Source organism: Saccharomonospora marina XMU15, from assembly GCF_000244955.1.
Classification (GTDB): Bacteria; Actinomycetota; Actinomycetes; order Mycobacteriales; family Pseudonocardiaceae; genus Saccharomonospora_A; species Saccharomonospora_A marina.
The window spans coordinates 1,527,033-1,553,672 of sequence record NZ_CM001439.1; the positions used below are offsets into that span (position 1 = coordinate 1,527,033).

24 protein-coding genes are annotated in these 26,640 nt (G+C 70.0%); 18 read left to right on the forward strand and 6 right to left on the reverse strand.

What is annotated here, in order from left to right; translation table 11 throughout:
- The first annotated feature begins 39 nt into the window (after positions 1–39).
- The 3 genes from qcrC to qcrB are packed head-to-tail and all read left to right on the forward strand — an operon-like array spanning position 40 to position 3,685.
- Complete coding sequence (gene qcrC / locus SACMADRAFT_RS07210; RefSeq protein WP_009153134.1) at positions 40–867, forward strand: cytochrome bc1 complex diheme cytochrome c subunit; 828 nt, start codon at positions 40–42, stop codon at positions 865–867.
- A 14-nt stretch (positions 868–881) separates the two neighbouring features.
- On the forward strand, positions 882–2,030 hold the full coding sequence (gene qcrA, locus SACMADRAFT_RS07215) for a cytochrome bc1 complex Rieske iron-sulfur subunit (RefSeq protein ID WP_009153135.1): 1,149 nt from the start codon (positions 882–884) through the stop codon (positions 2,028–2,030).
- On the forward strand, positions 2,027–3,685 hold the full coding sequence (gene qcrB, locus SACMADRAFT_RS07220) for a cytochrome bc1 complex cytochrome b subunit (protein ID WP_009153136.1): 1,659 nt from the start codon (positions 2,027–2,029) through the stop codon (positions 3,683–3,685). Before qcrA ends, qcrB begins: the two co-directional genes overlap by 4 nt.
- Positions 3,686–3,761: 76 nt before the next feature.
- Here the strand turns inward: qcrB and SACMADRAFT_RS07225 are convergent, their stop codons facing one another.
- Complete coding sequence (locus SACMADRAFT_RS07225; RefSeq protein WP_009153137.1) at positions 3,762–4,046, reverse strand: Lrp/AsnC family transcriptional regulator; 285 nt, start codon at positions 4,044–4,046, stop codon at positions 3,762–3,764.
- Between the two features lie 96 nt (positions 4,047–4,142).
- On the reverse strand, positions 4,143–5,834 hold the full coding sequence (locus tag SACMADRAFT_RS07230; RefSeq protein WP_009153138.1) for a DEDD exonuclease domain-containing protein: 1,692 nt from the start codon (positions 5,832–5,834) through the stop codon (positions 4,143–4,145).
- A gap of 116 nt (positions 5,835–5,950) precedes the next feature.
- Here SACMADRAFT_RS07230 and SACMADRAFT_RS07235 point away from each other — a divergent pair, with 116 nt between their 5' ends.
- The 6 genes from SACMADRAFT_RS07235 to SACMADRAFT_RS07260 all read left to right on the forward strand — a co-directional run bounded on the left by SACMADRAFT_RS07235 (position 5,951) and on the right by SACMADRAFT_RS07260 (position 13,278).
- Entirely contained in the window at positions 5,951–6,787 is an 837-nt protein-coding gene (locus tag SACMADRAFT_RS07235) for an endonuclease/exonuclease/phosphatase family protein (protein WP_009153139.1), read from the forward strand.
- Positions 6,788–6,833: 46 nt separating this feature from the next.
- Positions 6,834–8,219: an NYN domain-containing protein gene (locus SACMADRAFT_RS07240; protein ID WP_009153140.1), complete on the forward strand. Its 1,386-nt coding sequence runs from the start codon at positions 6,834–6,836 to the stop codon at positions 8,217–8,219.
- A 118-nt stretch (positions 8,220–8,337) separates the two neighbouring features.
- A complete protein-coding gene (locus SACMADRAFT_RS07245; protein WP_009153141.1) occupies positions 8,338–10,113 on the forward strand; it encodes a D-alanyl-D-alanine carboxypeptidase family protein in 1,776 nt (591 codons plus the stop codon).
- A gap of 236 nt (positions 10,114–10,349) precedes the next feature.
- Entirely contained in the window at positions 10,350–10,583 is a 234-nt protein-coding gene (locus SACMADRAFT_RS07250; protein ID WP_009153142.1) for a hypothetical protein, read from the forward strand.
- Positions 10,584–11,023: 440 nt separating this feature from the next.
- Positions 11,024–12,073: a C40 family peptidase gene (locus SACMADRAFT_RS07255; protein ID WP_009153143.1), complete on the forward strand. Its 1,050-nt coding sequence runs from the start codon at positions 11,024–11,026 to the stop codon at positions 12,071–12,073.
- A 38-nt stretch (positions 12,074–12,111) separates the two neighbouring features.
- Positions 12,112–13,278, forward strand: a complete 1,167-nt coding sequence (locus SACMADRAFT_RS07260; RefSeq protein ID WP_009153144.1) for a glycosyltransferase family 4 protein — start codon at positions 12,112–12,114, stop codon at positions 13,276–13,278.
- A gap of 3 nt (positions 13,279–13,281) precedes the next feature.
- On the opposite strand, the gene SACMADRAFT_RS07265 is transcribed toward SACMADRAFT_RS07260, so the two are convergent.
- On the reverse strand, positions 13,282–13,920 hold the full coding sequence (locus SACMADRAFT_RS07265; RefSeq protein ID WP_040926167.1) for a nucleoside/nucleotide kinase family protein: 639 nt from the start codon (positions 13,918–13,920) through the stop codon (positions 13,282–13,284).
- Positions 13,921–14,002: 82 nt separating this feature from the next.
- On the opposite strand from SACMADRAFT_RS07265, the gene SACMADRAFT_RS07270 reads away from it, so the two are divergent.
- From SACMADRAFT_RS07270 to SACMADRAFT_RS07290, 6 genes are all read left to right on the forward strand, one after another.
- Complete coding sequence (locus tag SACMADRAFT_RS07270; RefSeq protein WP_009153146.1) at positions 14,003–15,328, forward strand: adenosylmethionine--8-amino-7-oxononanoate transaminase; 1,326 nt, start codon at positions 14,003–14,005, stop codon at positions 15,326–15,328.
- 259 nt (positions 15,329–15,587) lie between these two features.
- Entirely contained in the window at positions 15,588–17,861 is a 2,274-nt protein-coding gene (locus tag SACMADRAFT_RS07275) for a SulP family inorganic anion transporter (RefSeq protein ID WP_009153147.1), read from the forward strand.
- A gap of 34 nt (positions 17,862–17,895) precedes the next feature.
- Positions 17,896–18,618 carry a dethiobiotin synthase gene (gene bioD / locus SACMADRAFT_RS07280; protein WP_009153148.1) on the forward strand — a complete coding sequence of 241 codons (723 nt, stop codon included), beginning with the start codon at positions 17,896–17,898 and terminating at the stop codon, positions 18,616–18,618.
- A 107-nt stretch (positions 18,619–18,725) separates the two neighbouring features.
- Positions 18,726–19,742: a biotin synthase BioB gene (bioB, locus tag SACMADRAFT_RS07285; protein WP_009153149.1), complete on the forward strand. Its 1,017-nt coding sequence runs from the start codon at positions 18,726–18,728 to the stop codon at positions 19,740–19,742.
- Positions 19,739–19,948, forward strand: a complete 210-nt coding sequence (gene bsaP / locus SACMADRAFT_RS30780) for a biotin synthase auxiliary protein BsaP (protein ID WP_009153150.1) — start codon at positions 19,739–19,741, stop codon at positions 19,946–19,948. Before bioB ends, bsaP begins: the two co-directional genes overlap by 4 nt.
- Positions 19,949–19,987: 39 nt before the next feature.
- The gene (locus SACMADRAFT_RS07290; RefSeq protein ID WP_009153151.1) at positions 19,988–20,575 is read left to right on the forward strand and encodes a DUF2567 domain-containing protein; all 588 of its coding nucleotides are present in this window, start codon (positions 19,988–19,990) and stop codon (positions 20,573–20,575) included.
- A gap of 138 nt (positions 20,576–20,713) precedes the next feature.
- On the opposite strand, the gene SACMADRAFT_RS07295 is transcribed toward SACMADRAFT_RS07290, so the two are convergent.
- Positions 20,714–21,427, reverse strand: coding sequence for an LON peptidase substrate-binding domain-containing protein (locus SACMADRAFT_RS07295; RefSeq protein ID WP_009153152.1), 714 nt, complete (start codon positions 21,425–21,427; stop codon positions 20,714–20,716).
- A 9-nt stretch (positions 21,428–21,436) separates the two neighbouring features.
- Complete coding sequence (locus SACMADRAFT_RS07300; RefSeq protein WP_157617371.1) at positions 21,437–22,162, reverse strand: NUDIX hydrolase; 726 nt, start codon at positions 22,160–22,162, stop codon at positions 21,437–21,439.
- A 93-nt stretch (positions 22,163–22,255) separates the two neighbouring features.
- Between SACMADRAFT_RS07300 and nadA the strand changes: the two genes are divergently transcribed.
- From nadA to nadC, 3 genes are read left to right on the forward strand one after another with little or no spacing between them, the layout of a single operon-like run.
- Positions 22,256–23,263, forward strand: a complete 1,008-nt coding sequence (nadA, locus tag SACMADRAFT_RS07305) for a quinolinate synthase NadA (protein WP_009153154.1) — start codon at positions 22,256–22,258, stop codon at positions 23,261–23,263.
- Positions 23,260–24,909 (forward strand): L-aspartate oxidase, encoded by a 1,650-nt coding sequence (locus SACMADRAFT_RS07310; protein WP_009153155.1) that lies wholly within the window; start codon positions 23,260–23,262, stop codon positions 24,907–24,909. The genes nadA and SACMADRAFT_RS07310 overlap by 4 nt, the downstream gene beginning before the upstream one ends.
- Entirely contained in the window at positions 24,906–25,772 is an 867-nt protein-coding gene (gene nadC / locus SACMADRAFT_RS07315) for a carboxylating nicotinate-nucleotide diphosphorylase (RefSeq protein ID WP_009153156.1), read from the forward strand. The genes SACMADRAFT_RS07310 and nadC overlap by 4 nt, the downstream gene beginning before the upstream one ends.
- A gap of 23 nt (positions 25,773–25,795) precedes the next feature.
- Here nadC and SACMADRAFT_RS07320 read toward each other — a convergent pair whose 3' ends face one another.
- Positions 25,796–26,596: a carbon-nitrogen hydrolase family protein gene (locus SACMADRAFT_RS07320; RefSeq protein ID WP_009153157.1), complete on the reverse strand. Its 801-nt coding sequence runs from the start codon at positions 26,594–26,596 to the stop codon at positions 25,796–25,798.
- Positions 26,597–26,640: the final 44 nt, after the last annotated feature.

The following is a 26,640-nucleotide window of genomic DNA, read 5'->3' on the forward strand; positions in this document are numbered from 1 at the left end:
CACCATCGGCCGAACTGACAGCAAGGGTTGCCGCAGAAGATGACCACCAGCAAGAACCCCGCCTCAGCCGCCAAGCGGCGGCAGGGCCGCCGCACGAAATTCCGCCGTCGGATGGCAGGCCTGCTCGCGCTCGGCGTCGCGCTGATGGGCGCGGGAGCGCTGTACGCCGTGTTCGCGCCCGAGCCGCAGACCGCGCAGGCGCAGACCGATCCCGCGCTGCTGCGCAAGGGTGAGCAGATCTACAACAACACGTGCATCACGTGTCACGGGGAGAACCTGCAGGGTGTGCAGGGACGCGGTCCGAGCCTGATCGGTGTCGGCGAGGCCGCGGTGTACTTCCAGACGTCCACCGGTCGGATGCCGATGGTGCGGCAGGAGGCACAGGCACAGCGAAAGCCACCCCGGCTGACCCCCGACCAGATCGACGCGCTCAGCGCCTACGTCCAGGCGCACGGCGGTGGCCCCGAGCGTCCCGCTGAGTCGGGCGAGGAACTGCGGGGGTCCGACCCGGCGCGGGGCGCGGAACTCTTCCGGCTCAACTGCGCGTCCTGTCACAACTTCACCGGGCAGGGCGGCGCCCTGTCCTCGGGCAAGTTCGCCCCCGCGCTGGCTCCGGCCACCGAGGAAGAGATCTACACCGCGATGCTCACGGGCCCGCAGAACATGCCCAAGTTCTCCGACCGGCAACTGACGCCTGAGGAGAAGCAGGACATCATCGCCTACGTCAAGTCGGTGGCCGAGGGCGAGAACTCCCCGGGCGGTAACCCGCTGGGTGGACTCGGGCCCGCATCGGAAGGCGTCATCGCGTGGGTCGTGGGTATCGGCGCGCTGATCGGCGCGACCCTGTGGATCGGATCAAGGGCATAGGACGGCATACGACAATGAGTAGCGGCAACGAGCCGGAGCGGCAGCCCACGGAGGAGGAGATCGCGGCGATGAGCCGCGACGAACTCGTCAGGCTTGGCGGCAAACTGGACGGGGTCGAGATCGTCAACTACCCCGAGCCCTGGCCGGTCAAGGGCACGAGGGCGGAGAAGCGGATCGAGCGCAGGATCGCCCTGTGGTTCACCATCGCGGCGCTGGCCGGGTTGGCCTTCGTGGGTGTACTGATCTGGTGGCCATGGCGGTACGCTCCGCCGTCGAACGAGGACGCCTACTTCTGGTACGCCCTGTACACGCCGATGCTCGGTATCACGCTGGGCATCGCGGTGCTGGCGCTGTCGTTCGGCGTGCTGGTCTACAGCAAGCGGTTCATCCCCGCCGAACTCGCCGTGCAGGACCGCGACGACAACAAGGGCGAGGGGTCGGCCGAGGTCGACAAGCAGACGATCCTCGCGCAGCTGGCGGACGCGGGCGAGCGCAGCACCATCGCGCGCCGCTCGATGATCAAGCGCAGCGCGGGGCTTGGCGCGGGCGTGCTCGGCCTCGGCGCCGTTGCGCTGCCGCTCGCGGGCTTCATCAAGGACCCGTGGGACAACCCCCAGAGTCCCGACTCGCTCATCCACACCGGCTGGATGCAGCAGTTCCCCGGTGAGGTCGTCTACCTGCGGCGCAACACCGGCGACCCGGAGGAGATCTCGCTCGTACGTCCCGCGGACCTGGACGCAGGCGCGATGGAGACCGTCTTCCCGTTCCGGGAGTCCGAGCGCGGCGACTCGCACGCGCTGTCGCAGGCGCTGCGCCGCGCCGACAACCCCGTGATGCTGATCCGGCTGCGGTCGGAGGACGCGCAGCGGGTCGTCAAGCGCAAGGGCCAGGAAGACTTCAACTACGGCACCTACTACGCGTACTCGAAGATCTGTACCCACGTCGGGTGCCCGGCCTCGCTGTACGAGCAGCGCACCAACCGGTTGCTCTGCCCGTGCCACCAGTCACAGTTCGACATGCTGACCTACGCCAAGCCCATCTTCGGGCCTGCGACGCGGGCACTGCCGCAGCTGCCGATCACCGTGCACACCGACGGATATCTCATCGCCCGGCACGACTTCGTCGAGCCGGTCGGACCTGGTTATTGGAGCCGCAGGTCATGAGTTCACTCACCACACCGACCAAGAGCTCCGGCTTTCTGAACAAGCAGGTCGCCAGGGCGGCGACGGACGCCGACCAGAGGTACCGCATGGCCCGCGGGCTGCGGCACCAGATGAACAAGGTGTTCCCGACGCACTGGTCGTTCCTGCTCGGTGAGCTGGCGCTGTACAGCTTCATCATCCTGATCCTGTCGGGGATCTACCTCACGCTGTTCTTCGATCCGTCGATGGCGGAGGTCGTCTACAGCGGTCCCTACGTGAACCTCCAGGGCGTGGAGATGTCGCGTGCCTTCGAGAGCACGCTGGAGATCTCCTTCGAGGTCAGGGGCGGACTGTTCATCCGGCAGTTGCACCACTGGGCCGCACTGATCTTCGTGGCGGCCATGTTCGTGCACATGTTCCGGGTGTTCTTCACCGGCGCGTTCCGCAGGCCGCGCGAGGCCAACTGGGTCATCGGCGCACTGCTGCTGATCCTCGGCATGTTCGAGGGCTTCTTCGGCTACTCGCTGCCGGACGACCTGCTCTCCGGTACCGGTATCCGCGCGACACTGTCCGGTATCACGCTGTCGGTGCCGGTGATCGGCACCTGGCTGCACTGGGCGCTGTTCGGAGGCGAGTTCCCCGGCGTCGTGATCGTGCCGAGGATGTACGCGCTGCACATCCTGATCATCCCCGGGGTGATGCTCGCGCTGGTGGCCGTGCACCTGGCTTTGGTCTGGTACCAGAAGCACACCCAGTTCCCCGGCGTGCGGCGCACGGAGAAGAACGTGGTCGGCGTGCGGATCATGCCGGTGTTCGCCGTCAAGGGCGGGGCGTGGTTCGCCGTGGTCACCGGCCTTACCGCACTGATGTCCGGGCTGTTCCAGATCAACCCGGTGTGGAACCTCGGCCCGTACAACCCGTCACAAGTGTCGGCGGGCTCGCAGCCCGACTGGTACCTGGCGTGGGCGGACGGCATCCTGCGGATCTATCCGGCATGGGAGCTCTACCTGGGCAACTACACGGTCCCGCCGGTGTTCTTCGCGGGCGCGATCGGCATGGGTCTGCTGTTCGGGCTGCTGATCGCCTACCCGTTCCTGGAACGGAAGCTGTCGAAGGACACAGCTCACCACAACCTGTTGCAGCGGCCGAGGGACGCGCCGGTGCGCACCAGCCTCGGCGTGATGGCGCTGACCTTCTTCATGGTGCTGGAACTGTCCGGCTTCAACGACATCATCGCGTACGCGTTCGACATCTCGCTCAACGCGACGACGTGGATGGGCCGGATCGGATTGCTGCTGCTGCCGCCGCTGGCGTACTTCGTCACCTACCGGATCTGTCTCGGTCTGCAACGAGCCGACCGCGAGGTGCTCGAACACGGCGTGGAGACCGGCATCATCAAGCGGCTGCCGCACGGTGAGTTCATCGAGTTGCACCAGCCGCTCGGCCCGGTCGACGAGCACGGTCATCCGGTGGAGTTGGAGTACCAGGGCGCGCCCGTGCCGAAGCGGATGAACCAGCTCGGCACCGCGGGCAAGGCCGTACCCGGCTCGCTGCTCACGCCGGACCCGCCGGAAGAGACGGCCGCGCTTGAGCGGGCGAAGGAAGCCCAGGGCGACTACGCGACCGGCGAGTTGGAGGCTCCTCAGCCGGAGGAGGCCACCACCAGCGAACGCTGAGGGCACAGCAGACGAGCCAGGCCGCCGAGGTTCCACGCGAACTCCGGCGGCCTGGCTCGTTGTGTGACCGTTTCGATCAGTCGCCGTCGATGCCGATGTCGAAAGCCGACCGGGTGTCGGCGCTGGAGTAGGAGCGGAACGCGATGTGGGTGTCGGTGTCCAGTACACCGGGAACCTTGCCGATCCTGGCCGGGATGAGGTCGGCCAGTTCCTCGTGTGCCCCCACGCGCACGATCGCGATCAGGTCCACGTCACCGGCACAGGAGTAGACCTCCGAGACGCCGTCGATGTCCGCGATCGCCTGCGCGGTCTCTGGGATGGTGTCCGTCGCGGCGTGGATCAGGACGATCGCAGTGATCAACGTGGCCTCCTCGAGGTTGCTGCCTTCGCCGCGATCGTATCCCTCGCCAGCAGGTGCCGCGGCGGCCGCAACAGCTACCCGATACCTACCCGACAGCTATCCGACGGCCTCGAGCGAAACCGCTGTCGCGGCTCGCCGCAGCCACGGGTCCCAGCCACCCCCGCCGCACACCGGCTCCGCCCACGGGTCGGTGGCGCGCACCAGCCGCACACCGGGGCGGGTCAGCCAGCGCAGCAGCACCGCCACCTCCTCGCTACTCGCCCCTCGCAGCGGTCCCTCACCGGGCAGCACCGTCTGCGCCGAGGCTACGAGCGTGTCGACGACCGGCATCGGCGACACACCACGGCGCGCGACCCCGGCCGAGGCCAGCCTGCCGTGCCGGATCACGGCGATCTCCCAACCGCCGCTGCCGTCCGGGGCGGCCGCGACCAGTTCGGCGATCGCGGCCAGCGAGGCCAGCCGGTGCCCTCGGTGAACGGCCCGCAACAACGCGGCCAGCTCGTCCCGCCGCTGAGCCGCCCGCTCGAAGTGCTGCGCCGCCGCCAACTCCTCCACCTGTTCGCGAGCGGCGTGCAACGCCGCGTCGGAGGTGCCCGCCACCAGTTCGGTGACCAGCCGCACCGCGGGCCGGTACTGCTCGACGGTCTGCCTGCCCGCGCAGGGCGCGCCGCAGCGGTCCAGTTCCGCGAGCACGCACGGCGATGACTCGCCACCGCTGCGCGGGATCCGCTGGGTGCACGTTCGCAGCCGCGCGACGCCGGCGAGCGTCTCGGCGGCGGCTTTGGCCCGCGCCTGCGAGCTGAACGGGCCGAGCGCGCCGTCCCTGGCGTTGCGCACCACCGAGAGTCGGGGAAACGCCTCGTCGGTGAGTGCCACCCACCACATCTTTCGCGGGTTCTTCGACCGCCGGTTGTAGGCGGGCCGGTGCGCGGCGAGCAGCCGCAACTCGCGCACCTGCGCCTCGAGAGCGTGTGCGCACTCGATGCCGTCCACCCGCCCGGCGAGAGCCACCATCTCCCGAATCCGGCCGCGGCTTTCAGAGCCGGTGAAGTACTGCCGCACCCTGCGCCGCAGGTTCTTGGCGGTGCCCACGTACAACACCTCGTCGCCGGGGCCGCGGAACAGGTACACCCCGGGTTTTTCTGGCAGGTGCGCGGCAAGGCCCCGCTTCCTTCGCTGCGCCGGTGTGACGTCGGGCAGGTAGTCCAGCAACTCCTCAAGCGAGTGCACGCCGACCGAACCGACCCGTTCCAGCAGCGCGTGCAGCACGTCGACGGTCGCGCGGGCGTCGTCGAGCGCCCGGTGTGTCGGCTTCGTCCTGGCTCCCAGCAGCGTGGCCAGCGCGGAAAGCCGGTAGCCGCCCGTGTGCTCCGGTGCCAGCACGCGGCGGGCCAGCCGCAGCGTGCACACCACGGGCGGGCGAGGCCAGGCGTAGCCGTGTGCCTGGCACGCCGCCCGCAGGAACGTGGTGTCGAAGCCCGCGTTGTGTGCCACCAGCACCGCGCCGGAGGCGAACTCGAGGAACGCGGGCAGCACCCGCTCGATCCGGGGAGCGGCGCTGACCATCGCGCTGGTGATGCCGGTCAGTGCGACGACCTGCGGCGGGATGGGTGCGCCCGGGTCCACCAGCGTCGCGAACTCGCCGAGCGTCTCGCCACCGCGGACCTTCACGGCCCCGATCTCGGTGATGCCCCTCGCCGCGGGCGCCCCGCCCGTGGTTTCCAGGTCGACGATCACGAACGTGGTGTCCCGCAACGGTGTGCCCAGCTCGTCGAACGTCAGTTGCATGATCGGCGACCATAGGCACACACACCGACAGTTTTCGCCCGCGGTTCACCGTGACATCACGCTCCGGCCAGCCTCGGTGGCGACGATCACCGCGAACCGAACGGACGGAGACGCCGATGCTGCGAAGAGGCCTTGCGATCGTGCTGCTGGTGTGTGGCGCGCTGACGACAATGGTGACGATGGTGACGCCTGCGGGAGCGGCCGCACACGGGGCGAGGACGGTCACGGTGCTGTCGTTCAACATCCACCACGGGGAGGGCACCGACGGCGTACTCGACCTCGACCGGATCGCCGAGGTGATCCGCGAGAGCCGAGCCGACGTCGTGGGACTGCAGGAGGTGGACCGGCACTACTCGGGCCGCAGCGACTGGGCCGACCAGGCAGGTGCGCTCGCGGACCGACTCGGCTACCACGTCGCCTTCGGAGCCAACATCGACCGCGATCCGCCTGCGGCGGGCAGGCCACGTATCCAGTACGGCACCGCGATCCTGTCCAGGTATCCGATCGTGCGCTCGACCAACACCTACCTGTACCGCTCGCCCGACCAGGAGCAGCGCGGTCTGCTGCACTCCGAACTCGACGTGCGCGGGACGCGGGTGCACGTCTACAACACCCACCTCGCCGCGAGTTCGCGCACCGACCGGTTGCGGCAGACGCGGCAGCTCACCGAACTCATCGAAGACACCGCGCCCGCCGTGCTCGTCGGTGACCTCAACGCGCTGCCGTCGGCTACCGAGATCACGACCCTTGCGGAGGAGTTCACCGACGCCTGGGTCGCCGCGGGACACGGTGCGGGCGGCACCTACCCCGCCGAGAATCCCGACCGCCGGATCGACTACGTGTTCACCGGCACCGGGTTGCGCCCGGTGTGGGCCAGGGTGATCGACGCCGACCCCGCGGCCTCCGATCACCTCCCGCTCGCCGCCAGGCTCGTGGTCGAACCCACCTCGTGATCTCCCGGGGGCGCGGTTGGCGGCCCGCAGAACCTAAGCTGGATGGATGCTGCCGTCACCCGCGCACCCAGAGCGACCCGAGGAGAACGCCTCCGGGCACGTCACAGGCGCGCCCGGTGACCCGGCGTCGGCAACGGAACCCGAATCCGAACCCGTCGACTGGCTCGGGCTGCCCGAACCGGTGCGAGAACGTATCGCCGAGTTGACGGCCGCCGCGCTTGGCAAGCTGCCTGCCGACGACGTTCCTCGGCAGTTGCGGCCGGTGGCCAGGTTCGCCCCGGCCAAGCGGGCACGGCTGGGCGGCAACGCCCTGCTCACCGGGCTGCGGGACTCCAGCCGGTTTCGCACCGCCGTGCTGGGGTGGCTGCGTGAGAACCGCTTCGACGCGCTGAACCCCAACGACGAGGATTCGGTCGCGGCGGCGGCCGCCGCCGTGCTGCTCGGTGAGTCCAGCGCCTCCTCACGCATCCGGCTCGTGGCCAGGAACGCGGAGGAAACCACCTTGCGTGCCGAGCGGGACGCGGCCGTGGCGCGTAGCCGCAAGCTGGAGGCCGAGGTGCAGCGGCTTCGTGCCGACGCGGAGCAGGCCAGGCAGGAGGTCGAGCGTGCGCGAGGGGAGCGCGAGAGCGAACTCGACCGGCTGCGCGGCAGGCTCAGGGAGCAGGGCATGGTGCTGCGGCAGGCCAGGGACGAGGCCGAGCAGGCACGGGCCGAGGTCGAGCGGGCACGGGCCGAGCAGGCACGCGAACTGGAGGCGATGGCGGCGCAACTGGAGCGGGAACGCCAGCGGGCGGCACGGGAGAAGGAACGAGCCGACCGCGCTGTCAGCGATGCCGAGGTCGCTCGCCAGTCCGCTCGGGAGGCTCGCGACGCCGACGAGGTGCGGTTGTCGATGTTGCTGGACACGCTCAGCGGCGCTGTCGACGGACTACGGCGGGAGCTCTCCGTCGGTTCGGTACGGCGGCGCCCCGCCGACGTCGTGCGTGGTGCGAGCACGGCCACCAGCGGTGGCCGCGTTTCCGAGCCCGCCATGTTCGAGAGGCTGCTGAGCCTGCCCAACGTGCACCTCATCGTCGACGGCTACAACGTGACCAAAACCGGTTATCCGGAGCTTTCGCTGGCAGAACAGCGCAGCAGGTTGGTAGGTCAACTCTCCGCGCTGTCTGCTCGCACCGGTGCCGAGGTCACGGTGGTGTTCGACGGGGCGGACGTGACGTCCATCCCCTCGGCGACACCGAAGGGGGTGCGGGTGCTGTTCTCCGACCCCGGCGTGCTCGCCGACGACGTGATCAGGGCGCTGGTGGCGGCCGAGCCGCCCGGCAGGCCGCTGGTGGTGGCCACCTCCGATCAGGCGGTGGTCAACTCGGTGTGCGGGCAGGGCGCCCACGCCGTCGCGGCGCGTGTCCTGCTCACCAGACTCGGCCGCGTCTAGCGAGGTCGATGTCTCCCGGTTGTGACGAAGCGGCAACCAGTCTCGTACCCCGACGCGTGACGATCAGCGCGGCACATCGTTGTTACTGCTGGATTTCACGCGAGTACGGAGGTGCGGGTTGCGGGTCGCTGCGGTCACGTTGTCGCTGTTGGTGGCGGCAACGCTGGTGGCGGTTCCTGCCCACGGGCAGGAGCAACCCCCGGCCGACTCCGATGATCGCCGTGTCGAGGCGGGAATCGCGCCCGGCACCCCGGTGCCCGATCCGCGTCCCGGCGAGGCGTTCGCCGACCCCGCCGTCGCCGAACTGCAGCGCACCGCGAGTGAGGTGCAACGAGAACTCGGCACGTTGTCGCGGCGTATCGAGTCCGCGCGGCAGCGGGCCGACGCGGCCGCGGCGCGGGTTCGTAAGGCGAAGCGGGAACGTGAGGCGGCCGAACAGGTCATGGCGGCGCGGCAGGACGAGGTCGACGCCTTCTCCAAGTCGGTGTTTCAGGCGATGGGCAGGGCCGACGAGTTCCGGCTGCTCGTCACCGCGGCGAACGGAAAGGAGTTGCTCGACGGTACTTCAATGCTGGGCAGGCTGCGCGACGCCCAGAACGAGCGGCTTTCCGGTGCGTTGCGGCGGCACCGCGACGCCGTGCGTGCCGAGGAGTCGGCCGAGGCCGCCCGCCGGTCCGCGGTGGCGAGCGAGTCGCAGTTGCGGCAACGCAGCGTGGACGCGACCAACCGGGCCGACGCCGTTTCGGCCGAGTTGGCGGGTCCTGTCGACGCGGCCAACCAGGCGGTGATCGCGCAGCAGCGGGCCCAACGTGAGCGCAACCGAAAGACCGCGGACAACTGGAACGCCTACCTTCGGCGGTTGCGGCAGGCGGGTGTTTCGGCGCCACCGGCGCGCGCGCTCGCCGATGCCACGCGGCTGCCCGCCGGACTCCGGCCGCTGCCTGGCAAGGACGGCGAACCACAGCCCGGCGTCGCACAGGTCGGTGTGGACGGACAGCGGGTGCTGGTGCTCGCGAAGGAGACGATCGCCGCGGTTTCGGCCGCTGTGGCCGCCCTCGGTAAACCGTATGTGCCGCACGAGGGCGGTCAGGGTCCACTGGCCTACTCCTGTGACGGGCTGGTCAGTTCCGTGTTCACCGGCGCGGGGATCGAGTTGCCGGGCTCGGCGAGCAGGCAACTGGCCACCGGCAGGCGAGTGCCTGCAGGCGACGCGCAGCCCGGCGACCTCATCTTCGTGGGCCCGAAGCGGTACGGCGTGCAGTCGGTGGGCATCGTGCTCGATGAGCGCACCATGCTGGTGGCCGACGCCAGACTCGCGGGTGTGGTCGTGACCGATCGCCCCGCGGGCGACGCCGTGCTCGGTGTGGTGCGTCCCACGCTGGGCAGGCAGGAACCGAGGCCGGTGCCGCAGCGAGCCGAGGGCGAGCTGATCTGGCGCTGCGGTGGTGTCGAACTGCCGAGGCGGCAGGCTGACGAGGCCGCGGGCGCGTGGGGCGGCTATCCCAACGGCCTTATCCCGGCGGCGGCACTGTGTTCGACAGGCGCGGGCTCGCACGTGCTCCGCTGCGACGCCGCACAGGCCTACCACGCGATGTCGCGGGCATACGCGGGTAGGTTCGGCAGTCCGGTGTGCATCACCGACTCCTACCGCACCTTCGACGCGCAGGTGGATCTGTACCGGCGCAAGCCGTCGTTGGCTGCGGTACCCGGCACGAGCAACCACGGGTGGGGGCTCGCTGTCGATCTGTGCGGCGGAGTCGAGTCGTTCGGCACACCGCAGTACCGTTGGCTCGCGGCGAACGCGCCCGCGTTCGGCTGGGTCAACCCCGGTTGGGCTCGGCAGGGCGGCGGGCGTGAGGAACCGTGGCACTGGGAGTACGTGGGGACCGGTTGAGGGGGCAGCGTATTTCGGACCGCGCCGCGCCGGTGACCGCGAACCGTCGTCGGCTGCCTTGATTCGTGACGCCACGATTCGTGACGCCACGATTCGTGACGCCACGATTCGTGTACCGGGATGGTTGCTCTCGTGCTTTCGCTGCACGGCCAGGGTCGCGGCGGTGGGAGCACGTCGGCGGCACGATCGGGTGAGTAGTGGCCGGAATTGTCGGTGCGGCTGCCTAGCGTGCGGGTATGGACGACATCGACCACCTCGACGACGATACGCTGATCATCGACTGCGATCGGTGCCAGGTACGGGGCGACGCGTGCGAGAACTGCGTCGTCAGTGTTGTACTCGGTGCCCCGCCGTCGGTGGAGTGGGACCGTGCCGAGCGGCACGCGATTGACGTGCTCGCGGAAGCGGGCATGGTTCCTCGGCTACGGCTGGTGCCGGACGGGCCGCATCGGCGGCGCCGCGCCGGCTGAAACGCTGTCGAATTCGAATACACCCGACAAAACCACTGAGCGCTAACCATTCGACGAACGGTCACTCCGATCAGGTGAACGGTTCTCGGCGCTTTAGCTCAGATGTGTCGTATGCATCACATCGAGCGACTATTCGCTGGTCCGAAGGCGCGGAAACGTACGGTGGCCGATTCGCCACTGTGCGCCGGTGGACTCTGCGGCATCTCTTTCGTAACCTGTCCGAGATCTCGCGCCAGTCAGCCGTTCCACCAGGGTCGGCGACGCGGGATCGCCGCCGAGGCAGCTTGTCGGGGAGCTGTGCCGGACCACCACGTGATTTCAGGCGCGACGCGCCACTCGCTGCGCTCCGCGCTGCCTGACGAATCACGATCGCCGAGGGCCCCCGACCTCGTGCGGGGTGGGCAGGCAGGCGGCCGGAGAGCAAAGGAGAGACGCGCGACGTGCAGTCGCATCCCGTGAAACGTGTGGTGTCGGGAGCGTTGGCGGCCTCCGCTGTGATCGCGGCAGTCACCTTCACCCAGACTCCAGCCACGGCTTCCCCTACCCCCGCCCTCCAACAACCCCAGAGCAGTTCCGAGGCTTTGGAGAAATATCGCGAGCTGGCGAGCAAGGCCGAGAAGCTCAACGAGGAGTATCTGAAGGCCCAGGAGGACCTCAAGGCCAAAGAGGCCGAACTGAAGAAGGTCAGCGGCACGCTGAAGCAGGCCAAGAAGGCCCAGCAGCGGGCGATGGCCGATGTGGAACGGTTCCGCGTCGACGTCGACAGGTTCGCGGGTGCTTCGTTCACAGCGGGCAGCCAGTTGAACAAGATGTCGGCTCTGCTCACCGGCAGTTCCGCGCAGGACTTCCTCGACCGGTCCTCCGCGCTGGACGTCCTCGCCACGGACAAGAACGAGGCACTGCAGCGGTTGCAGGGTGCTGTGGACAAGGCCACGGCCGCCGAGCAGCAGGCGTCGGAAGCGCGCCGCAAGGCACAGCAGGCCAAGGACGCCGCCGCGAAGCTGGCCGCCGACATCGAGGCCCGAAAGGAACGTCTCGACGAGCAGGTCGACGATCTCGCCGAGCAGGCGGGACTGCTTTCGGACTCCGATGTGGCCGCGCAGCAGGACACCGGTGTCGACATCGGCCCGGTGCAGGCACCGGGACCGGCCGCGCAGGCGGCGGTGGACGCGGCGCTGAGCGTGCGGGGCAGCCCCTACGTCTGGGGCGCTACGGGCCCGGATTCCTTCGACTGTTCCGGGCTTACCCAGTGGGCCTATGCACAGGCAGGCATCAGCATCCCCCGGACGAGCAGTTCACAGTCGACGTACGGAACCCCGGTTTCGCGCAGCCAGCTGCAGCCCGGTGACCTGGTGTTCTACTACTCGCCGGTCTCACACGTCGGCATCTACCTCGGCGACGGCATGATGGTGCACGCGCCCACCTCGGGTGACGTGGTCAAAGTCTCGCCGTTGCAGGACGAGTACAGCGGAGCGCGCCGAGTCGCGTGACGATCAGCCACCTCTCCGGGGCGGGATAGTCTCCCACCATGCGCCGCACGCTCTTGGTGACCAACGACTTCCCGCCCCGGCCGGGTGGTATCCAGGCCTATCTCAACGCGCTGGCCACGCGGCTGCCCGCCGACGATCTGGTGGTGTACGCGCCGTCGTGGGAGCGCGGGCACACCTCGCACCGAGAGTTCGACGCCGAGGCCGCCTTCGAGGTGGTGCGCCACCCGACCACGCTCATGCTTCCCACCCCGGATGTGCTGGCGCGTGCGCGGAGCCTGCTGCGCTCGCGTGACTGCGAAACCGTGTGGTTCGGCGCGGCGGCACCGCTGGCGCTGCTCGGTCCCTCGCTGCGCGAGGCGGGAGCGCGGCGCGTGGTCGCCTGCACCCATGGCCACGAGGTCGGCTGGTCGATGTTGCCCGGTGCCAGGCAGGCACTGCGCCGCATCGGGGACACCGCCGACGTCGTCACGTTCGTCAGTCACTACACCCGCCGCAGGTTCGCCTCTGCGTTCGGTCCGCTCGCAGGCCTCGAACCGCTTCCGTCCGGTGTGGACTGCGAGCTGTTTCGGCCGGACGGCGCGGCTCGGGCCGAACTGCGCAAACGTTACGGTCTCGGCGATCGTCCCACCGTGGTGTGTGTGTCCCGACTCGTACCGCGCAAGGGGCAGGACATGCTGATTCGTGCGTTGCCGCTGTTGCGGAAGCGGGTTCGGGATGCGGCCCTGCTGCTCGTGGGCGGCGGTCCGTACCGCAACCGGCTGGCGAAACTGGCCGTGCAATGTGGTGTCGCCGAACACGTGGTGTTGACCGGATCGGTGCCGTGGCAGGAACTTCCCGGGCACTACGCTGCCGCAGACGTGTTCGCCATGCCCGCCCGCACCCGTGGTGGCGGGCTCGACGTGGAAGGGCTTGGCATCGTCTACCTCGAGGCTTCGGCCACCGGCCTGCCGGTGGTGGCGGGAAACTCCGGCGGCGCTCCGGAGACGGTGCTGGACGAGGTCACCGGGCACGTCGTGGACGGACGCAAGCTGGAGGCGATAGTGGACACCTTGGCCCCGCTGCTTTCCGACCCGGTGCGGGCGGCGCGGATGGGGGAGGCGGGCAGGCGCTGGGTCAGCGAGAACTGGCGCTGGGACGTGCTCGCGCGGCGGCTGGTCGCTTTGCTGGACGGCACCCCGGCGTCGGAGGGCGCGCGTCCTCGCTAGCTCTCACCCGCGCACGGCGGGATGGTCGGGGTGGTCCATGCGCACCACGACGTCGGCGGTCTCGGTGGGTGCCACCTCGTGTTCGTAGCGCCGGTAGGCGGGAAGCGCCCAGTGCTCTGGCATCGGCAGCCTGCGGCGCAGTGCGGCAGCCGAAAGCCACAGGTGCACCGTGAGGTCGAAATCCAGGCCCCTGCCGAGCAGCAACTCGCCGTCGAGCAGGAGCACCGCGCCCTGCGCGAGTTCGGTACGAGGCAACCGGTAGGCGCGGTCCCGGCCGCGATCCCACAGCGCGGGCAACACCTGCCCCGTGCCACCGGGCGCGAGTGGGCCGATCACCTCGCGGCGCAGCGCGCCGGTGTCGAGCCAGTCGTCGTAGCGCGCGTCGGGATCGTGGCGGCCCCGTTCCAGCCGCAGCGAAGCAGGCCGCAGAAAATCCCAGGCCGACACGCGCAGCACGTCGCGCCCTCGCACGCGCAGCGGGTCAACCAGCGCGTCGGCGAGCGCGGCAGGGTCGGTGGCGATGGCGGGCCCGTCGAGGGCGACGCGGGCCCACCGCGTTGCGGGAAGGGCGGCGACGCGATCGGCGAGCTCCATGACGAGCCGTTCCGGCGAAATGGGCCGAAACCGCGTGCTGGTCGCCATGCCGGTCACGGTAGTCGGCGCGTGGCCGAGGCGGCTGCGGACGGGGCGGGCGGCCGGGCGGTGCCGTCGTAGAGTGCGCGCTATGACCTCCTCCGACCCCTCCACACCCCCGCAGGCACGCTCCGCCGACTCGATCAGGCAACTGCTCGCGCTCGACGCCGAACACGTGTGGCATCCCTACGGGCCGATGCCGGGCACGGTGGCGCCGCTGCTGGTCGAGGAGGCACATGGCGTGCGGCTGCGGCTGGCCGACGGGCGGGAGTTGGTGGACGGCATGTCGTCGTGGTGGTCGGCGATCCACGGTTACCGTCACCCCGCGCTCGACGCCGCGCTGACCGAACAGGCGGGCAGGATGAGCCACGTCATGTTCGGCGGCCTGACCCACGAGCCCGCGATCCGGCTGGCCACCACTCTCGCCGACATCACGCCTGGTGAGCTGCGACACGTGTTCCTTTGCGACTCCGGTTCGGTTTCGGTCGAGGTGGCCATCAAGATGTGCCTGCAGTACTGGCGCTCTTTGGGCAGGCGGGGCAAGAGCAGGCTGCTGACGTGGCGCGGCGGCTACCACGGCGACACGTTCCACCCGATGAGCGTTTGCGATCCCGAGGGCGGGATGCACGCGCTGTGGCGGGGAGTGCTGCCGGAGCAGCTGTTCGTTCCGGCGCCGCCTGCGGGGTTCGGCGCCGAGCCCGACCGTGCCTACGTCGAGGAACTCGTGCGCACCGTGGAACGCCACGCCGACGAGTTGGCCGCGGTGATCGTGGAGCCGGTGGTGCAGGGTGCGGGCGGGATGCGTTTCCACAACCCGGAGTACCTGCGTGTGCTGCGGGAGGTGACCGAGGCCTGCGACGTGCTGCTGGTCTTCGACGAGATCGCCACCGGCTTCGGGCGAACCGGTGAGCTGTTCGCGGCCGAACACGCTGGGGTGTGTCCTGACGTGCTGTGCGTAGGCAAGGCGCTGACGGGCGGCTACCTGACCATGGCGGCCGCGTTGTGCACACCACGGGTGGCCCGGGGCATCTCGGCGGGTGAGGTGCCCGTGCTGGCGCACGGACCGACCTTCATGGGTAACCCGCTGGCCGCCGCCGTCGCGAACGCCTCGGTGGACCTGCTGGCCGACGGGTCGTGGCGTGCCGATGTCGCCAGGATCGAGGCGGGGTTGCGCACCGGACTGGCACCGGCCGCCGCCGTGCCCGGTGTCGTGGACGTGCGGGTGCTCGGTGGCATCGGGGTCGTCCAACTCGACCACCAGGTGGACGCGGCCGCCGCGACCGAGGCGCTCACCGCGCGCGGGGTGTGGCTGCGCCCGTTCCGCGACCTGATCTACACGATGCCGCCCTACGTGTGCGACGACACCGACGTCGCGGCGATCGCGGGGGCGATGGTCGCCGCGGCACGAGTGGCGTGATCCATTCAAGATCACCTGATCTGGTTTGGACCGTCGGTCCACGTTGGTAAACGATCACGTACGGCGACCCTTTTTCGTTGCGAGGTAGTGGATCGGGTGAGCACCACGTGTGCCTCGCGTGTGCAGGCCGGTGCTGGATGTTCGTTTCGTGACGGTCACGCTGCCCCGAATCCGGGTGCGCCTGCCCGCGGCGGCGGACAACTCGGCGACTCTTCGGTTATCTGGTGTGGACGCCAGAAGCCGATCGGAAGGGTTGTCCATGGCAAGCAGCGCCTGCGAGGGTGCGGACGGGCAGCGGACGCGCGGCAGGTACGCGACACGCTTGAACAGTGTGCTGCGCCACGATCTGCCCGCTTCGCTCGTGGTCTTCCTCGTCGCCGTACCGCTGTCGCTCGGCATCGCGCTGGCTTCCGGCGCGCCGATCGCCGCCGGGCTGATCGCGGCGATCGTCGGTGGTGTGGTGGCAGGCGCGGCCGGCGGCTCGGTGTTGCAGGTCAGCGGGCCCGCCGCGGGCCTGACGGTGGTGATGGCACAGACCATCGAGTCGTTCGGCTGGGTCGTCACGTGCGCGATCACGGTCGCGGCCGGGGTGATGCAGGTGCTGTTCGGGCTGAGCCGCGTCGCCCGTGCCGCACTGGCGATCTCACCCGCGATCGTGCACGGCATGCTGGCGGGCATCGGCGTGACGCTGGTGCTGGGACAGCTGCACATCGTGCTCGGCGGTTCCCCGCAGAGTTCCGCGATCGCCAACATCGCGCAACTGCCGGGACAACTCGTCGGGCACCACGATGCCGCCGCGTTGCTCGGCGTGCTGACGATCGGCGTCCTGCTGTTGTGGCCGAAGCTGCCGGTGCTCAAGGCGATACCCGCGCCGCTTGCCGCGATCACACTGGTGTCCGCGCTGGCCGCGGTGACCGCCATGCCGGTGGAGCGGGTGAGCCTGCCCGACGACCTGCTCGCCGTCGAACTGGCACCGCGACTGCCGGAGGGGCGCTGGCTGGAGTTCGCCGTGGCCGTGCTGACGATCGCGTTGATCGCCAGTGTCGAGACACTGCTTTCGGCGGTCGCGGTCGACAAGATGCACACCGGCAGGCGAGCCGATCTCAACCGCGAACTCGTCGGTCAGGGCATGGCCAACATGACCTCCGGCATGCTCGGTGGGCTGCCGGTGACCGGGGTCATCGTGCGCAGTTCCACCAACGTGCGTGCCGGGGCCCGTTCACGGGTCTCGGCGGTGCTGCACGGGCTGTGGATCCTGCTGTTCACCGTGGCGCTGGCGGGGCTGATCGAGAGCATTCCGCTGGCCGCGCTGGCGGGTCTGCTGGTCTACGTCGGCGCCCGGCTGGTGGACATCCGCCACATCCGGCAGGTTCGCGGGCACGGCGACCTCCCGGTGTACGCCGTGACCCTGCTGGGCGTGGTGCTGATCGACCTGCTGTCCGGCGTGCTGATCGGTATCGGCCTGGCGCTCGCACTGATGTTGCGCCGCACCATGTGGTCGGGCATCCATGTGGTGGGCGACGGTGCTCAGCGCCGCATCGTCGTCGAGGGTGTGCTCACCTTCCTGTCGGTGCCGCGGCTTTCGGCCGTGCTCGGCACCATCGGCTCCGGCACGACGGTCAGGTTGGAACTCGTGGTCGACTATCTCGATCACGCCGCGTTCGAGTGCCTGTCGAGCTGGCAACAGGAGCACGAACGAAGCGGCGGCACGGTGGTGGTCGACGAGATTGGGCACCCCTGGTTCGCCAGCGGCAAGTCCGAGTCGCCGACCGTGCGCAGGCACGAGGTACGGCGGCCGGTGCCGCGCTGGCTGGCGCCGTGGTCGGAGTGGATGGCGAAGGACTTCGGGGTCGCGATCCCCGGGCAACGCGCGCGCCCGCTACATCGAGGTACCTCGGAGTTCCAGTGGCGAACGGCGCCGCTGGTACAGGAGATGCTCAGCAGGCTGGCCGAAGGTCAGCAGCCGCACACGCTGTTCATCGCGTGCGCCGACGCAAGGATCGTGCCGAACATCATCACCACGAGCGGCCCGGGAGACCTGTTCACCGTCCGCAACATCGGCAACTTCGTTCCGCCGGTCCGTGACGAGCAGGCGGTTGCGGATCCGGTTTCGGTGGACGTTTCGGTGTCGGCGTCGATCGAGTACGCGGTGGAGGTGCTGAAGGTCCGCGAGATCGTGGTGTGCGGCCATTCCTCGTGCGCGGCGATGGCGGCGCTGCTCGGTGAGCTACCACCGGGCATGCCCGCGCTGTCCCGATGGCTGCGGCACGGCGAGCCGACCCGGCATCGCCACGTGACCGAGCAGGCGGTCACGCTCGACGGTGACGTGCCGCAGCGTCCCGGTGACCGGCTGGCGTTGCACAACGTGCTGCAACAGCTCGACCACCTGCGTGCTCACCCGGTTGTGGAGCGGGCACAGCGCACCGGCGAACTGCACCTGACCGGCATGTACTTCGACGTCGGTAAGGCGCAGGTGTACCTGTTCGACCCCGATGGCGACTGTTTCGTCCCCGCAGGCGTGAAGGCCGGGTGAAGGCAGGTGGCGGGCTCGGACTAGGGTCGCGAGCGTGACCGTGCTGGTGATCTCTGGAACGGGGACCGGCGTCGGCAAGACAGTCGTGACCGCGGCCATCGCCGCGCTGGCCGCCGAGCGTGGCGAACGCGTCGCGGTACTCAAGCCCGCGCAGACCGGGGTCGCCGACGCGGAGCCGGGCGATCTCGCGGAGGTGCGCCGCCTTGCCGGTGCTGTCACCACCCGCGAGTTGCGCCGCTACCCGGACCCGCTGTCTCCTGAGGCCGCCGCCCGCCGCTGCGGTCTCGATCCCGTCACGCCGGCGGAGGCGGCGAGTGCGGCCGGTGAGCTGCACGCCAGCCACGATCTGGTGCTGGTGGAGGGCGCGGGTGGGTTGTTGGTGCGGTTCGATCCGGCGGGGGGCACGCTTGCCGACGTCGCGTGGTCGTTGGGTGCTCCGCTGCTGATCGTGGCGCAGGCGGGGTTGGGCACGCTGAACGCCACGGCGCTGACCGCGGAGGTCGCCACCCGCAGAGGTCTTGACGTGGCGGGGGTGGTGATCGGTTCCTGGCCTGCCGAACCGGACCTGGCCTCGCGCTGCAACCTCGGTGACCTTCCGGTCGCCGCTGGTGCGCCGCTGCTCGGCGCGATCGCCGAGGGAGCAGCGGGGCAGCAGGCGCACCGGTTCCTCGAGCACGCCAGGTACGGGCTGTCGCCGTGGTTCGGCGGCGAGTTCGACCCGGAATGCTTCACCGGCAGGATGGCGAGCCAGGCCTGAGCCCGCACGGTAGCCGCCCAACACGGACGTGACCCAGGTCGCTGTGTGGCGCGGGGCGGGTACGTCACACTCGATCGAACAGGCGAACAGCAGGCGAAGGAGATGGCGTGACGGCCGCAACCACCGAGGCGGAAATCCTCACGATCGCGCGTGAGCAGGTACTCCAGCGGGGCGAGGGACTGTCCGAGGAACAGGTGCTACAGGTGCTGCGGCTCGGTGACGAACACCTCACCGGCCTGCTGGCGCTCGCGCACGACGTGCGGATGCGCTGGTGCGGGCCAGAGGTCGAGGTCGAGGGCATCGTCAGTGTCAAGACGGGCGGCTGCCCGGAGGACTGCCACTTCTGCTCGCAGTCGGGCCGGTTCCCGACGCCGGTGCGGTCGGCCTGGCTCGACATCCCGGGGTTGGTGAAGGCGGCCGCCGAGACCGCGGCCACCGGTGCCACCGAGTTCTGCATCGTCGCGGCCGTGCGTGGCCCTGACGCGAGGTTGCTGTCGCAGGTACGCGACGGGATCGCCGCCATCAGGGAGTCCGGCAACGACATCCAGATCGCGTGCTCGCTGGGAATGCTGACCCAGGACCAGGTGGACGAACTCGTCGCCATGGGTGTGCACCGGTACAACCACAACCTGGAGACGGCACGGTCGCACTTTCCGAACGTGGTCACCACTCACACCTGGGAGGAGCGGTGGGAGACCCTGCGGATGGTGCGCGCCGCGGGCATGGAGGTCTGCTGCGGCGGCATCATCGGGATGGGGGAGAGCGACGAGCAGCGAGCCGAGTTCGCCGTTCAGCTCGCGGCGCTGGAGCCCGACGAGGTGCCGATGAACTTCCTCATCCCACAGCCGGGTACGCCGTACGAGTCCTACGAGGTCGTCGAGGGCAAGGACGCGCTTCGGGTGGTGGCGGCGTTTCGGCTCGCCATGCCACGCACGATGCTGCGGTTCGCGGGCGGTCGGGAGCTGACCCTGGGCGACCTCGGTGCGGAGCAGGGGATGCTCGGCGGGATCAACGCGATCATCGTCGGCAACTACCTGACCAACCTCGGCCGCCCCGCGCAGCGGGACCTCGACATGCTCGGCGAGCTGAAGATGCCGATCAAGGCGCTGAGCGAGACGCTGTGAGCGAGCGGTTCTGTGTCCACTGCGGCCGTGCGGAGGCCCCGGCCGGACACGAGTCGTGCCGCAGCCCGCGCACTGCCCTGGAACCGCCCCGGTTCTGCCCGCAATGTGCCCGCAGGATGGTGGTGCAGGTGACTCCGTCGGGATGGTCGGCGCGGTGCAGCAGGCACGGGGAAACCTCCTCGGTGGACGCCTCCCCGACCGGCTAGGCTCGCCGCTGACGGGGGCGTCGCAAAGGGAGGTCGGGAGTGCCGGAGCAGGCGGAGCAAGCTGACATCGCGCTGCCACCGCCCGCGCAGCCCGCCGTGAAGCCCGCGCCCGTGGCCGGTGTGACCGTCAGGGCCGATCTGCTGCCCGCCGTCAGCGTGATGTCACTGGTGGGGCTGCTGGGCATCCCACTCGGTTGGCTGTGGGCCTTGCTTGCACCGACGCAGCGCATGCGGGTGGTCACCGAGGAAGGCAGGCTGGTGCCGCTGCAGCTGGAAAGCTGGCACCGCTTCGAGGACATGGCGATCTTCCTCCTGCTGGGCCTTTCGGCGGGTCTGGTCGTCGGGTCCGTGGTGTGGTTGCTGCGCCAGCGGCGCGGGCCGGTGACGCTGCTCGCGGTTGTGGGTGGCTCGCTACTGGCCGCGTGGCTGGCGATGCGGTTGGGTACCGCGTTCGCGGACGCGCGCTACCCCGTGCCCGAGTCGCCGGGGCTGGGCGCGGTGGTCGAGCGGGCGCCGGTGCTGGAATCGCGCTGGGTGCTGCTGGCGCAGCCGATGACGGCCGCGCTCGCCTACGGGGTGCTGGCCGCCTGGTACGGACACGACGACCTCGGCAGGCGGCTGGCCTGACCATCGCGAGTCCCCCGCTCCTGTCCGCGAGTCCCCCGCTCTCGTCCGCGAGTTCTGCGTTCCTGGCCGCGAGTTCTGCGTTCGGGCTCTCGACCGCGACGCTGGTGTCGATGCTGCGGGTGGGGTGGCGGGCCCTCGCTAGTTCAGACTGGGCCTGGCCGGGTGCTCGCCCACCTCGCTGTAGGGCGGCGGTACGGCGCGCAGTTCGGACAGAAACCCAGCCTCCCTGCTCAGCAGTTGGCAGGCCAGCCGCAGTCTGTGCAGTGGCTGGGTTTCCTCGAGCAGGGCCTGCCGGTCGGACAGCGGCAGCATGCAGTCGGCGGCGAGCAGGTAGGCAAGCTCGGTGGGTGCGACATCGGTGGCGGGAGAACGCCAGCCGTCTCTTTCCCATGCCAACGCGCAGTAGCGACGGTGGGCCGCCCTGGCCACATCCGCGAGTCGAACGCCGACTTCCTCGCCACCTTCCGGCAGTGGTGCGTCGTCGATCCACTCCACCTTGCCCACGAGGTAGGGCGCGGAGCGGGTGTCGAGTCCGAGCAGCCGGAAGCGGCGTTGTCCTGTGGTGATGATGTCGAACCGGCCGTCCGGCAAGCGCTTGGCCTCTCGCAGCAACGCGGTGCAGCCGATGCCATGTACGTGCTCGAGCCGCTCGACTTCGCGGACCACGGATGTCTTGATGGCGACAACGCCGAACACCCGCTTTGGCACCACCTCGGTCACCAGGTCGATGGTGAGTTGCCGGTAGCGGGGCTCGAAGATGTGCAACGGCAGATGCACACCCGGTAGCAGCACAGTGTGCAGCGGAAACAGCGGCAGTGAGGCGGTAGCGCCCTCCCGTCTGCTTTGGGTCACGTTCTCACGTTACGGCGTCGGGGACCGGCGTGCTCGTTCGCGCGTGGCAGGCCGCTTCGGTGTGGGTGGCCGCAGTACCGCGAAGGGGTCGGTCACCTGCATTCCCGCGTGCGCGAACGAGTACAGCGCAGCGGGGCGCCCGCCGGTGCGGCCGGGGGAGGCCGTGCGACCGGACGGAACCAGCAGGCCGCGCCGGGACAACACCCGTTGCAGATTGGTCGCCGACACCGGATATCCCAGAGCAGCCGAGTACAACTCACGCAGCGTGGACATCGTGAACTCCTTCGGTGCCAGTGCGAAACCGAGGTTGGTGTAGCTCAGCTTCGCCCGCAGCCGATCGCGGGCCCGCAGCACGATCGCCTCGTGGTCGAACGCCGTGCGCGGCAGCGCGTCCACCGGATGCCAGGCGGTGTCCTCCGGCACCACGGGGTCGACGCCCGCGGGCACCAAGCCGAGAAAGGCAGTGGCGACCACCCTCGGCCCCGGTACCCGGTCCGGTGCGCTGAACACCGCCAGTTGCTCGACGTGGGAAAGCTGCTTCACGTCGACCTTCTCGGCGAGTTGCCTGCGGATCGAGGTCTCCACGTCCTCGTCGGGGCGCAGCCTGCCCCCCGGCAGCGACCACCTGCCGATATGCGGATCGAGCGCACGTCGCCACAGCAGCACCCGAAGGCTCGCGGGCCCGTGTGCCTGCGGGTGCTCACCGGCGGGTGTGGTGTAACGCACCTGTAGCACGGCCGCCAGCACCTCGTGTGCCACAGGGTTGTTGCTGTTAATATGTGATAGCACGGTTTTCGATTGTAAGGCGAAAACTCACGGAGGATCAACATGACGGCGCACGTGGACGAACTCATTCCGTACGGGGGCGTCCGTGCGGACGAGGCTTGGGCCGAGGAGGTACGCAGGCTCGCCGACGAGCGAGACGCGGTGCTGCTCGCGCACAACTACCAGCTGCCCGAGATCCAGGAGATCGCCGACCACACCGGTGACTCGCTCGCGCTGAGCAGGATCGCCGCCGCCAGCGATGCCTCCACCATCGTCTTCTGCGGTGTGCACTTCATGGCGGAGACGGCGAAGATCCTCGCACCGGACAAGACCGTGCTGATCCCCGACGCCAGGGCGGGCTGCTCGCTGGCCGACTCCATCACGGGTGAGCAGTTGCGCGAGTGGAAGGCGCAACACCCCGGTGCGGTCGTGGTCTCCTACGTCAACACCACGGCGGAGGTGAAGGCCGAGACCGACATCTGCTGCACGTCGTCGAACGCGGTGGACGTCGTCGCCTCGATCCCGAGTGACACCGAGGTGCTGTTCTGCCCCGACCAGTTCCTCGGCGCGCACGTCAGGCGGGAGACCGGCAGGCAGAACCTCCACGTCTGGGCCGGTGAGTGCCACGTGCACGCCGGGATCAACGGCCCCGAACTCGCCGAGCGAGCGCAGGCCGACCCCGAAGCCGACCTGTTCATCCACCCCGAGTGCGGGTGTGCCACCTCGGCGCTGTACCTGGCAGGGGAGGGCACGGTCGCCCCGGGCCGGGTGAAGATCCTCTCCACCGGCGACATGCTCAAGGCGGCCAAGCAGACCAAGGCGGGTTCGGTGCTGGTGGCCACGGAGACGGGCATGCTGCACCAGCTGCGCAAGGCCGCGCCCGAGATCGACTTCCGGGCGGTCAACGACCGTGCCACCTGCCGCTACATGAAACTGATCACCCCTGCCGCGTTGCTGCGGGCGCTGCGGGAGGGCGTCGACGAGGTGCACGTCGACCCGGAGACGGCGCGGCTCGCGCGTGCCTCGGTGCAGCGCATGATCGAGATCGGCAAGCCGGGCGGCGGCGAATGAGCGCACAGGTTAGTGACCCGAGAGCGAAAACCCCCGGTTGGGAGGCGACGGCCGACCTGGTGGTGCTCGGCAGCGGGGTCGCGGGGCTGACGGCGGCACTGCGGGGCGCGGAACTGGGGCTGCGGGTTCTCGTGGTCACCAAGGGCTCCGTCGCCGAGGGCAACACCCGGTGGGCACAGGGTGGTGTCGCCGTCGTGCTCGACGGCGAGCACGCCGAGGGCGCCGAGGGCGACTCGCTGCTTTCCCATGCCGCCGACACCGTCACCGCCGGGGCGGGGTTGTGTGATGTCGATGCCGTGCGCGAGATCGTCCGCGCGGGTCCGGGCGCCGTCGCGAGGCTGCGCAGGCGTGGCGCGCGCTTCGACACCACCGACTCCGGGCTGGCGCGGACCCGGGAGGGCGGGCACAGCGCCTTCCGCGTCATCCACGCGGGAGGCGACGCCACAGGTGCCGAGGTGGAACGCGCCCTCGTGGCCGCGGCGGGCAGGCAACGCATCGCCGTGCTGGAGCACCACGTAGCCGTCGACGCGCTGCGCGCACCCGCCGGTGAGGTGGCCGGTGTGTCGGTACTGGACGAGCAGGGCGTGCCCGGGTTGCTGCGCGCACCCGCCGTTCTCGTGGCCACCGGCGGCTTCGGTCAGCTCTACCAGGCGACCTCCAACCCCGAGCCTGCCACGGGCGACGGCATCGCCCTCGCGCTGCGGGCTGGTGCTTGCGTGGCCGACATCGAGTTCGTGCAGTTCCATCCCACGGTGCTCTACACCCCGTCGGCCCGGGGCCGCCGCCCGCTCGTCACCGAGGCGGTGCGCGGTGAGGGGGCCGTACTCGTGGACGCCACGGGACGGCCGGTGATGCGGGGAGTGCACCCACTGGCCGACCTCGCACCACGTGACGTCGTGTCCGCCGCGATCACCCGCAGGATGGCCTTGGCACCCGGCGGCGTGCACGACCACGTGTTCCTCGACGCCACCGGGATCGCCGGATTCGACCGCCGGTTCCCCACGGTGCACGCCGCGTGCCTGGCCGAAGGCGTCGACCCGGCCGTGGACCCGATTCCGGTCACCCCAGCCGCGCACTTCGCCTGCGGAGGCGTGGTCACCACCACCGAAGGGCGCACCGGGGTGTCAGGGCTGTACGCCGCGGGCGAGGTCGCGCGGACCGGCCTGCACGGAGCCAACCGGCTGGCGTCCAACAGCCTGCTCGAAGGCCTGGTGATGGCCGAGCGTGCGGCCGAGGCCGTCGCAGCGGACCTGGCCGCGGGCCGCCTCGCCGACCCCGCGTACGGCAGCGACCCGCGAACCGGCGCCGTGCCGATCGCCGATCGCGACGTGCTGCAGCGGGTGATGAGCCGCTACGCCGCCATCGGCAGGGACGCCGAAGGGTTGGCCGTCGCGGGTTCGGTGCTCGATCTGTCCACGGAGAACGGACCGCTGTGGACACACCGCGCCGTGGAGGACGCGGCGCTGACGCTGATAGCGCAGGCGCTGGTCGTGGCGGCCGAGCGCAGGCAGGAGTCGAGAGGTAGCCACGTGCGCACCGACCATCCACGACGCGACGACACCTCCTGGCAGCGCAGCCTGTACGTCAGGCTCGGGCCGTCGGGCAGGCCGGTGCTGGCCGACCCGGTGCTGGAGACCGCGGCGTGACGGCGACCGAACTGGACCTGGACGACGCGCGCAGGGTGGTCACCACCGCACTGCAGGAGGACCTGCGGTACGGGCCCGACGCCACCACGGCCGCGACCGTGCCCGAAGCCGCCACGGCGACGGCGGAGTTGACACCCCGCGCGCCGGGTGTCGTCGCGGGCATACCCGTGGCGCTCGCGGTGTTCGACGCGGTGCTGGGCGACGGCTACGAGGTGGTGAGCAGCCGCCTCGACGGCAGCGCCGTGGCGGCGGGCGAACCGGTGCTGGTGGTGCGCGGCGGGGTGAGGGGTTTGCTCACCGCGGAGCGGACCGTGCTGAACCTGCTGTGCCACCTCTGCGGGGTGGCGACCGCGACGGCGGCATGGGTTTCGGCGGTGCGGGGCACCGGCTGCGCGATCCGCGACTCCCGCAAGACGCTGCCCGGGTTGCGGCTGCTGCAGAAGTACGCGGTGCGCCTCGGGGGCGGGGTGAACCATCGGATGGGCCTTGGCGACGCGGTGCTCATCAAGGACAACCACGTGGTGGCCGCCGGATCGGTCTCCGAGGCGCTGCGGCTCGCGCGGGAGCGCGCGGCGGGGCTGCCGTGCGAGGTGGAGGTCGACAACCTCGATCAACTTGCCGAGGCGCTCGATGCGGGTGCCGACGAGGTGTTGCTGGACAACTTCACCCCCGCCGGCTGCGCCGACGGGGTGCGGCTGCGTGACGCGCGGTCACCGAGGACGAGGTTGGAGGCCTCGGGCGGGTTGCGGTTGGAGAACGCCCGTGCCTACGCCGAATCGGGAGTGGACTACCTGGCGGTGGGGGCGCTCACCCACTCGGTGTCGGCGCTGGACATCGGGATGGACCTGCGCGAGGGCGGGTGAGGCGGGCCGTCGAGGCCGCTGGCTCACCCGCGACCGAGCCTGCGATTGGCCAGCACGCCGGTCGCCTCGCGCGACTTGGCGGCCAGTTCGGAGTCGATGTCGGCGACGAGCAGATCCGGTTCGGCGCCCAACTGCGCGTGCAGGTGCCCGAACGGGTCAGCCACGGCCGAGTACCCGATGCCGGTGGGCGCCTTGGGATTGACCTCGGTGCCGGTCGCGGCCGGATGCGCCTGCCCGCACGCCAGCACCCAGCAGCCGGAGTCGAGCGCCCTTGCCCGTACCAGTAGCTCCCACTGCTCGCGTTTGCCCTTGCCCGCACCCCACGACGCCGGTAGCACCACCGCACTGCTGCCCGCGTCGGCCAGCGACTGGAACAGCTCGGGGAACCGCACGTCGTAGCAGGTGGCAAGGCCGAGCCTGACCCCGTCGACGTCCACGGTGACCTGTTCGGAGCCTCCCGCGACGGTGTCGGACTCGCGGAAGCCGAAGGCGTCGTACAGGTGGATCTTGTCGTAGCCGAGGTGCTCGCCGAGCCCGGTCACCAGCAGCGTGTTACGAACCCGGTCGCCGTCGGGGGTGAACATGCCTGCGATCACCAGCACGCCTGCGTCCCGCGCGATCTCGCTGACCGCCAGCGCCCACGGCCCGTCCACCGGCTCGGCGAGCGGCGCGAGCCGTACTCCGAACCGCGCCATCATGGCTTCGGGGAACACGACCACGCGGGCGCCCTCCGCCGCGGCCCTGCCCACCCATTCCCTGACGAGATCGAGGTTGCTCTTCGGATCGGTGCTCGATGTGAGCTGGCACAGGGCGACTCGCAGCACGGCTACCTCCCGGTCGCGGACGCGGTACTGGCTCGTACCCTAGA

What these genes read in the sequence shown, in the direction of transcription:
- SACMADRAFT_RS07260 (WP_009153144.1), top strand. Translation starts at nt 12,112, where the DNA reads ATGCGCCGCACGCTCTTGGTGACCAACGACTTCCCGCCCCGGCCGGGT.
- qcrB (WP_009153136.1), top strand. Translation starts at nt 2,027, where the DNA reads ATGAGTTCACTCACCACACCGACCAAGAGCTCCGGCTTTCTGAACAAG.
- SACMADRAFT_RS07270 (WP_009153146.1), top strand. Translation starts at nt 14,003, where the DNA reads ATGACCTCCTCCGACCCCTCCACACCCCCGCAGGCACGCTCCGCCGAC.
- SACMADRAFT_RS07250 (WP_009153142.1), top strand. Translation starts at nt 10,350, where the DNA reads ATGGACGACATCGACCACCTCGACGACGATACGCTGATCATCGACTGC.
- qcrA (WP_009153135.1), top strand. Translation starts at nt 882, where the DNA reads ATGAGTAGCGGCAACGAGCCGGAGCGGCAGCCCACGGAGGAGGAGATC.
- SACMADRAFT_RS07310 (WP_009153155.1), top strand. Translation starts at nt 23,260, where the DNA reads ATGAGCGCACAGGTTAGTGACCCGAGAGCGAAAACCCCCGGTTGGGAG.
- qcrC (WP_009153134.1), top strand. Translation starts at nt 40, where the DNA reads ATGACCACCAGCAAGAACCCCGCCTCAGCCGCCAAGCGGCGGCAGGGC.
- SACMADRAFT_RS07240 (WP_009153140.1), top strand. Translation starts at nt 6,834, where the DNA reads ATGCTGCCGTCACCCGCGCACCCAGAGCGACCCGAGGAGAACGCCTCC.
- SACMADRAFT_RS07275 (WP_009153147.1), top strand. Translation starts at nt 15,588, where the DNA reads ATGGCAAGCAGCGCCTGCGAGGGTGCGGACGGGCAGCGGACGCGCGGC.
- SACMADRAFT_RS07265 (WP_040926167.1), bottom strand. Translation starts at nt 13,920, where the DNA reads ATGGCGACCAGCACGCGGTTTCGGCCCATTTCGCCGGAACGGCTCGTC.
- nadA (WP_009153154.1), top strand. Translation starts at nt 22,256, where the DNA reads ATGACGGCGCACGTGGACGAACTCATTCCGTACGGGGGCGTCCGTGCG.
- SACMADRAFT_RS07230 (WP_009153138.1), bottom strand. Translation starts at nt 5,834, where the DNA reads ATGCAACTGACGTTCGACGAGCTGGGCACACCGTTGCGGGACACCACG.
- SACMADRAFT_RS07235 (WP_009153139.1), top strand. Translation starts at nt 5,951, where the DNA reads ATGCTGCGAAGAGGCCTTGCGATCGTGCTGCTGGTGTGTGGCGCGCTG.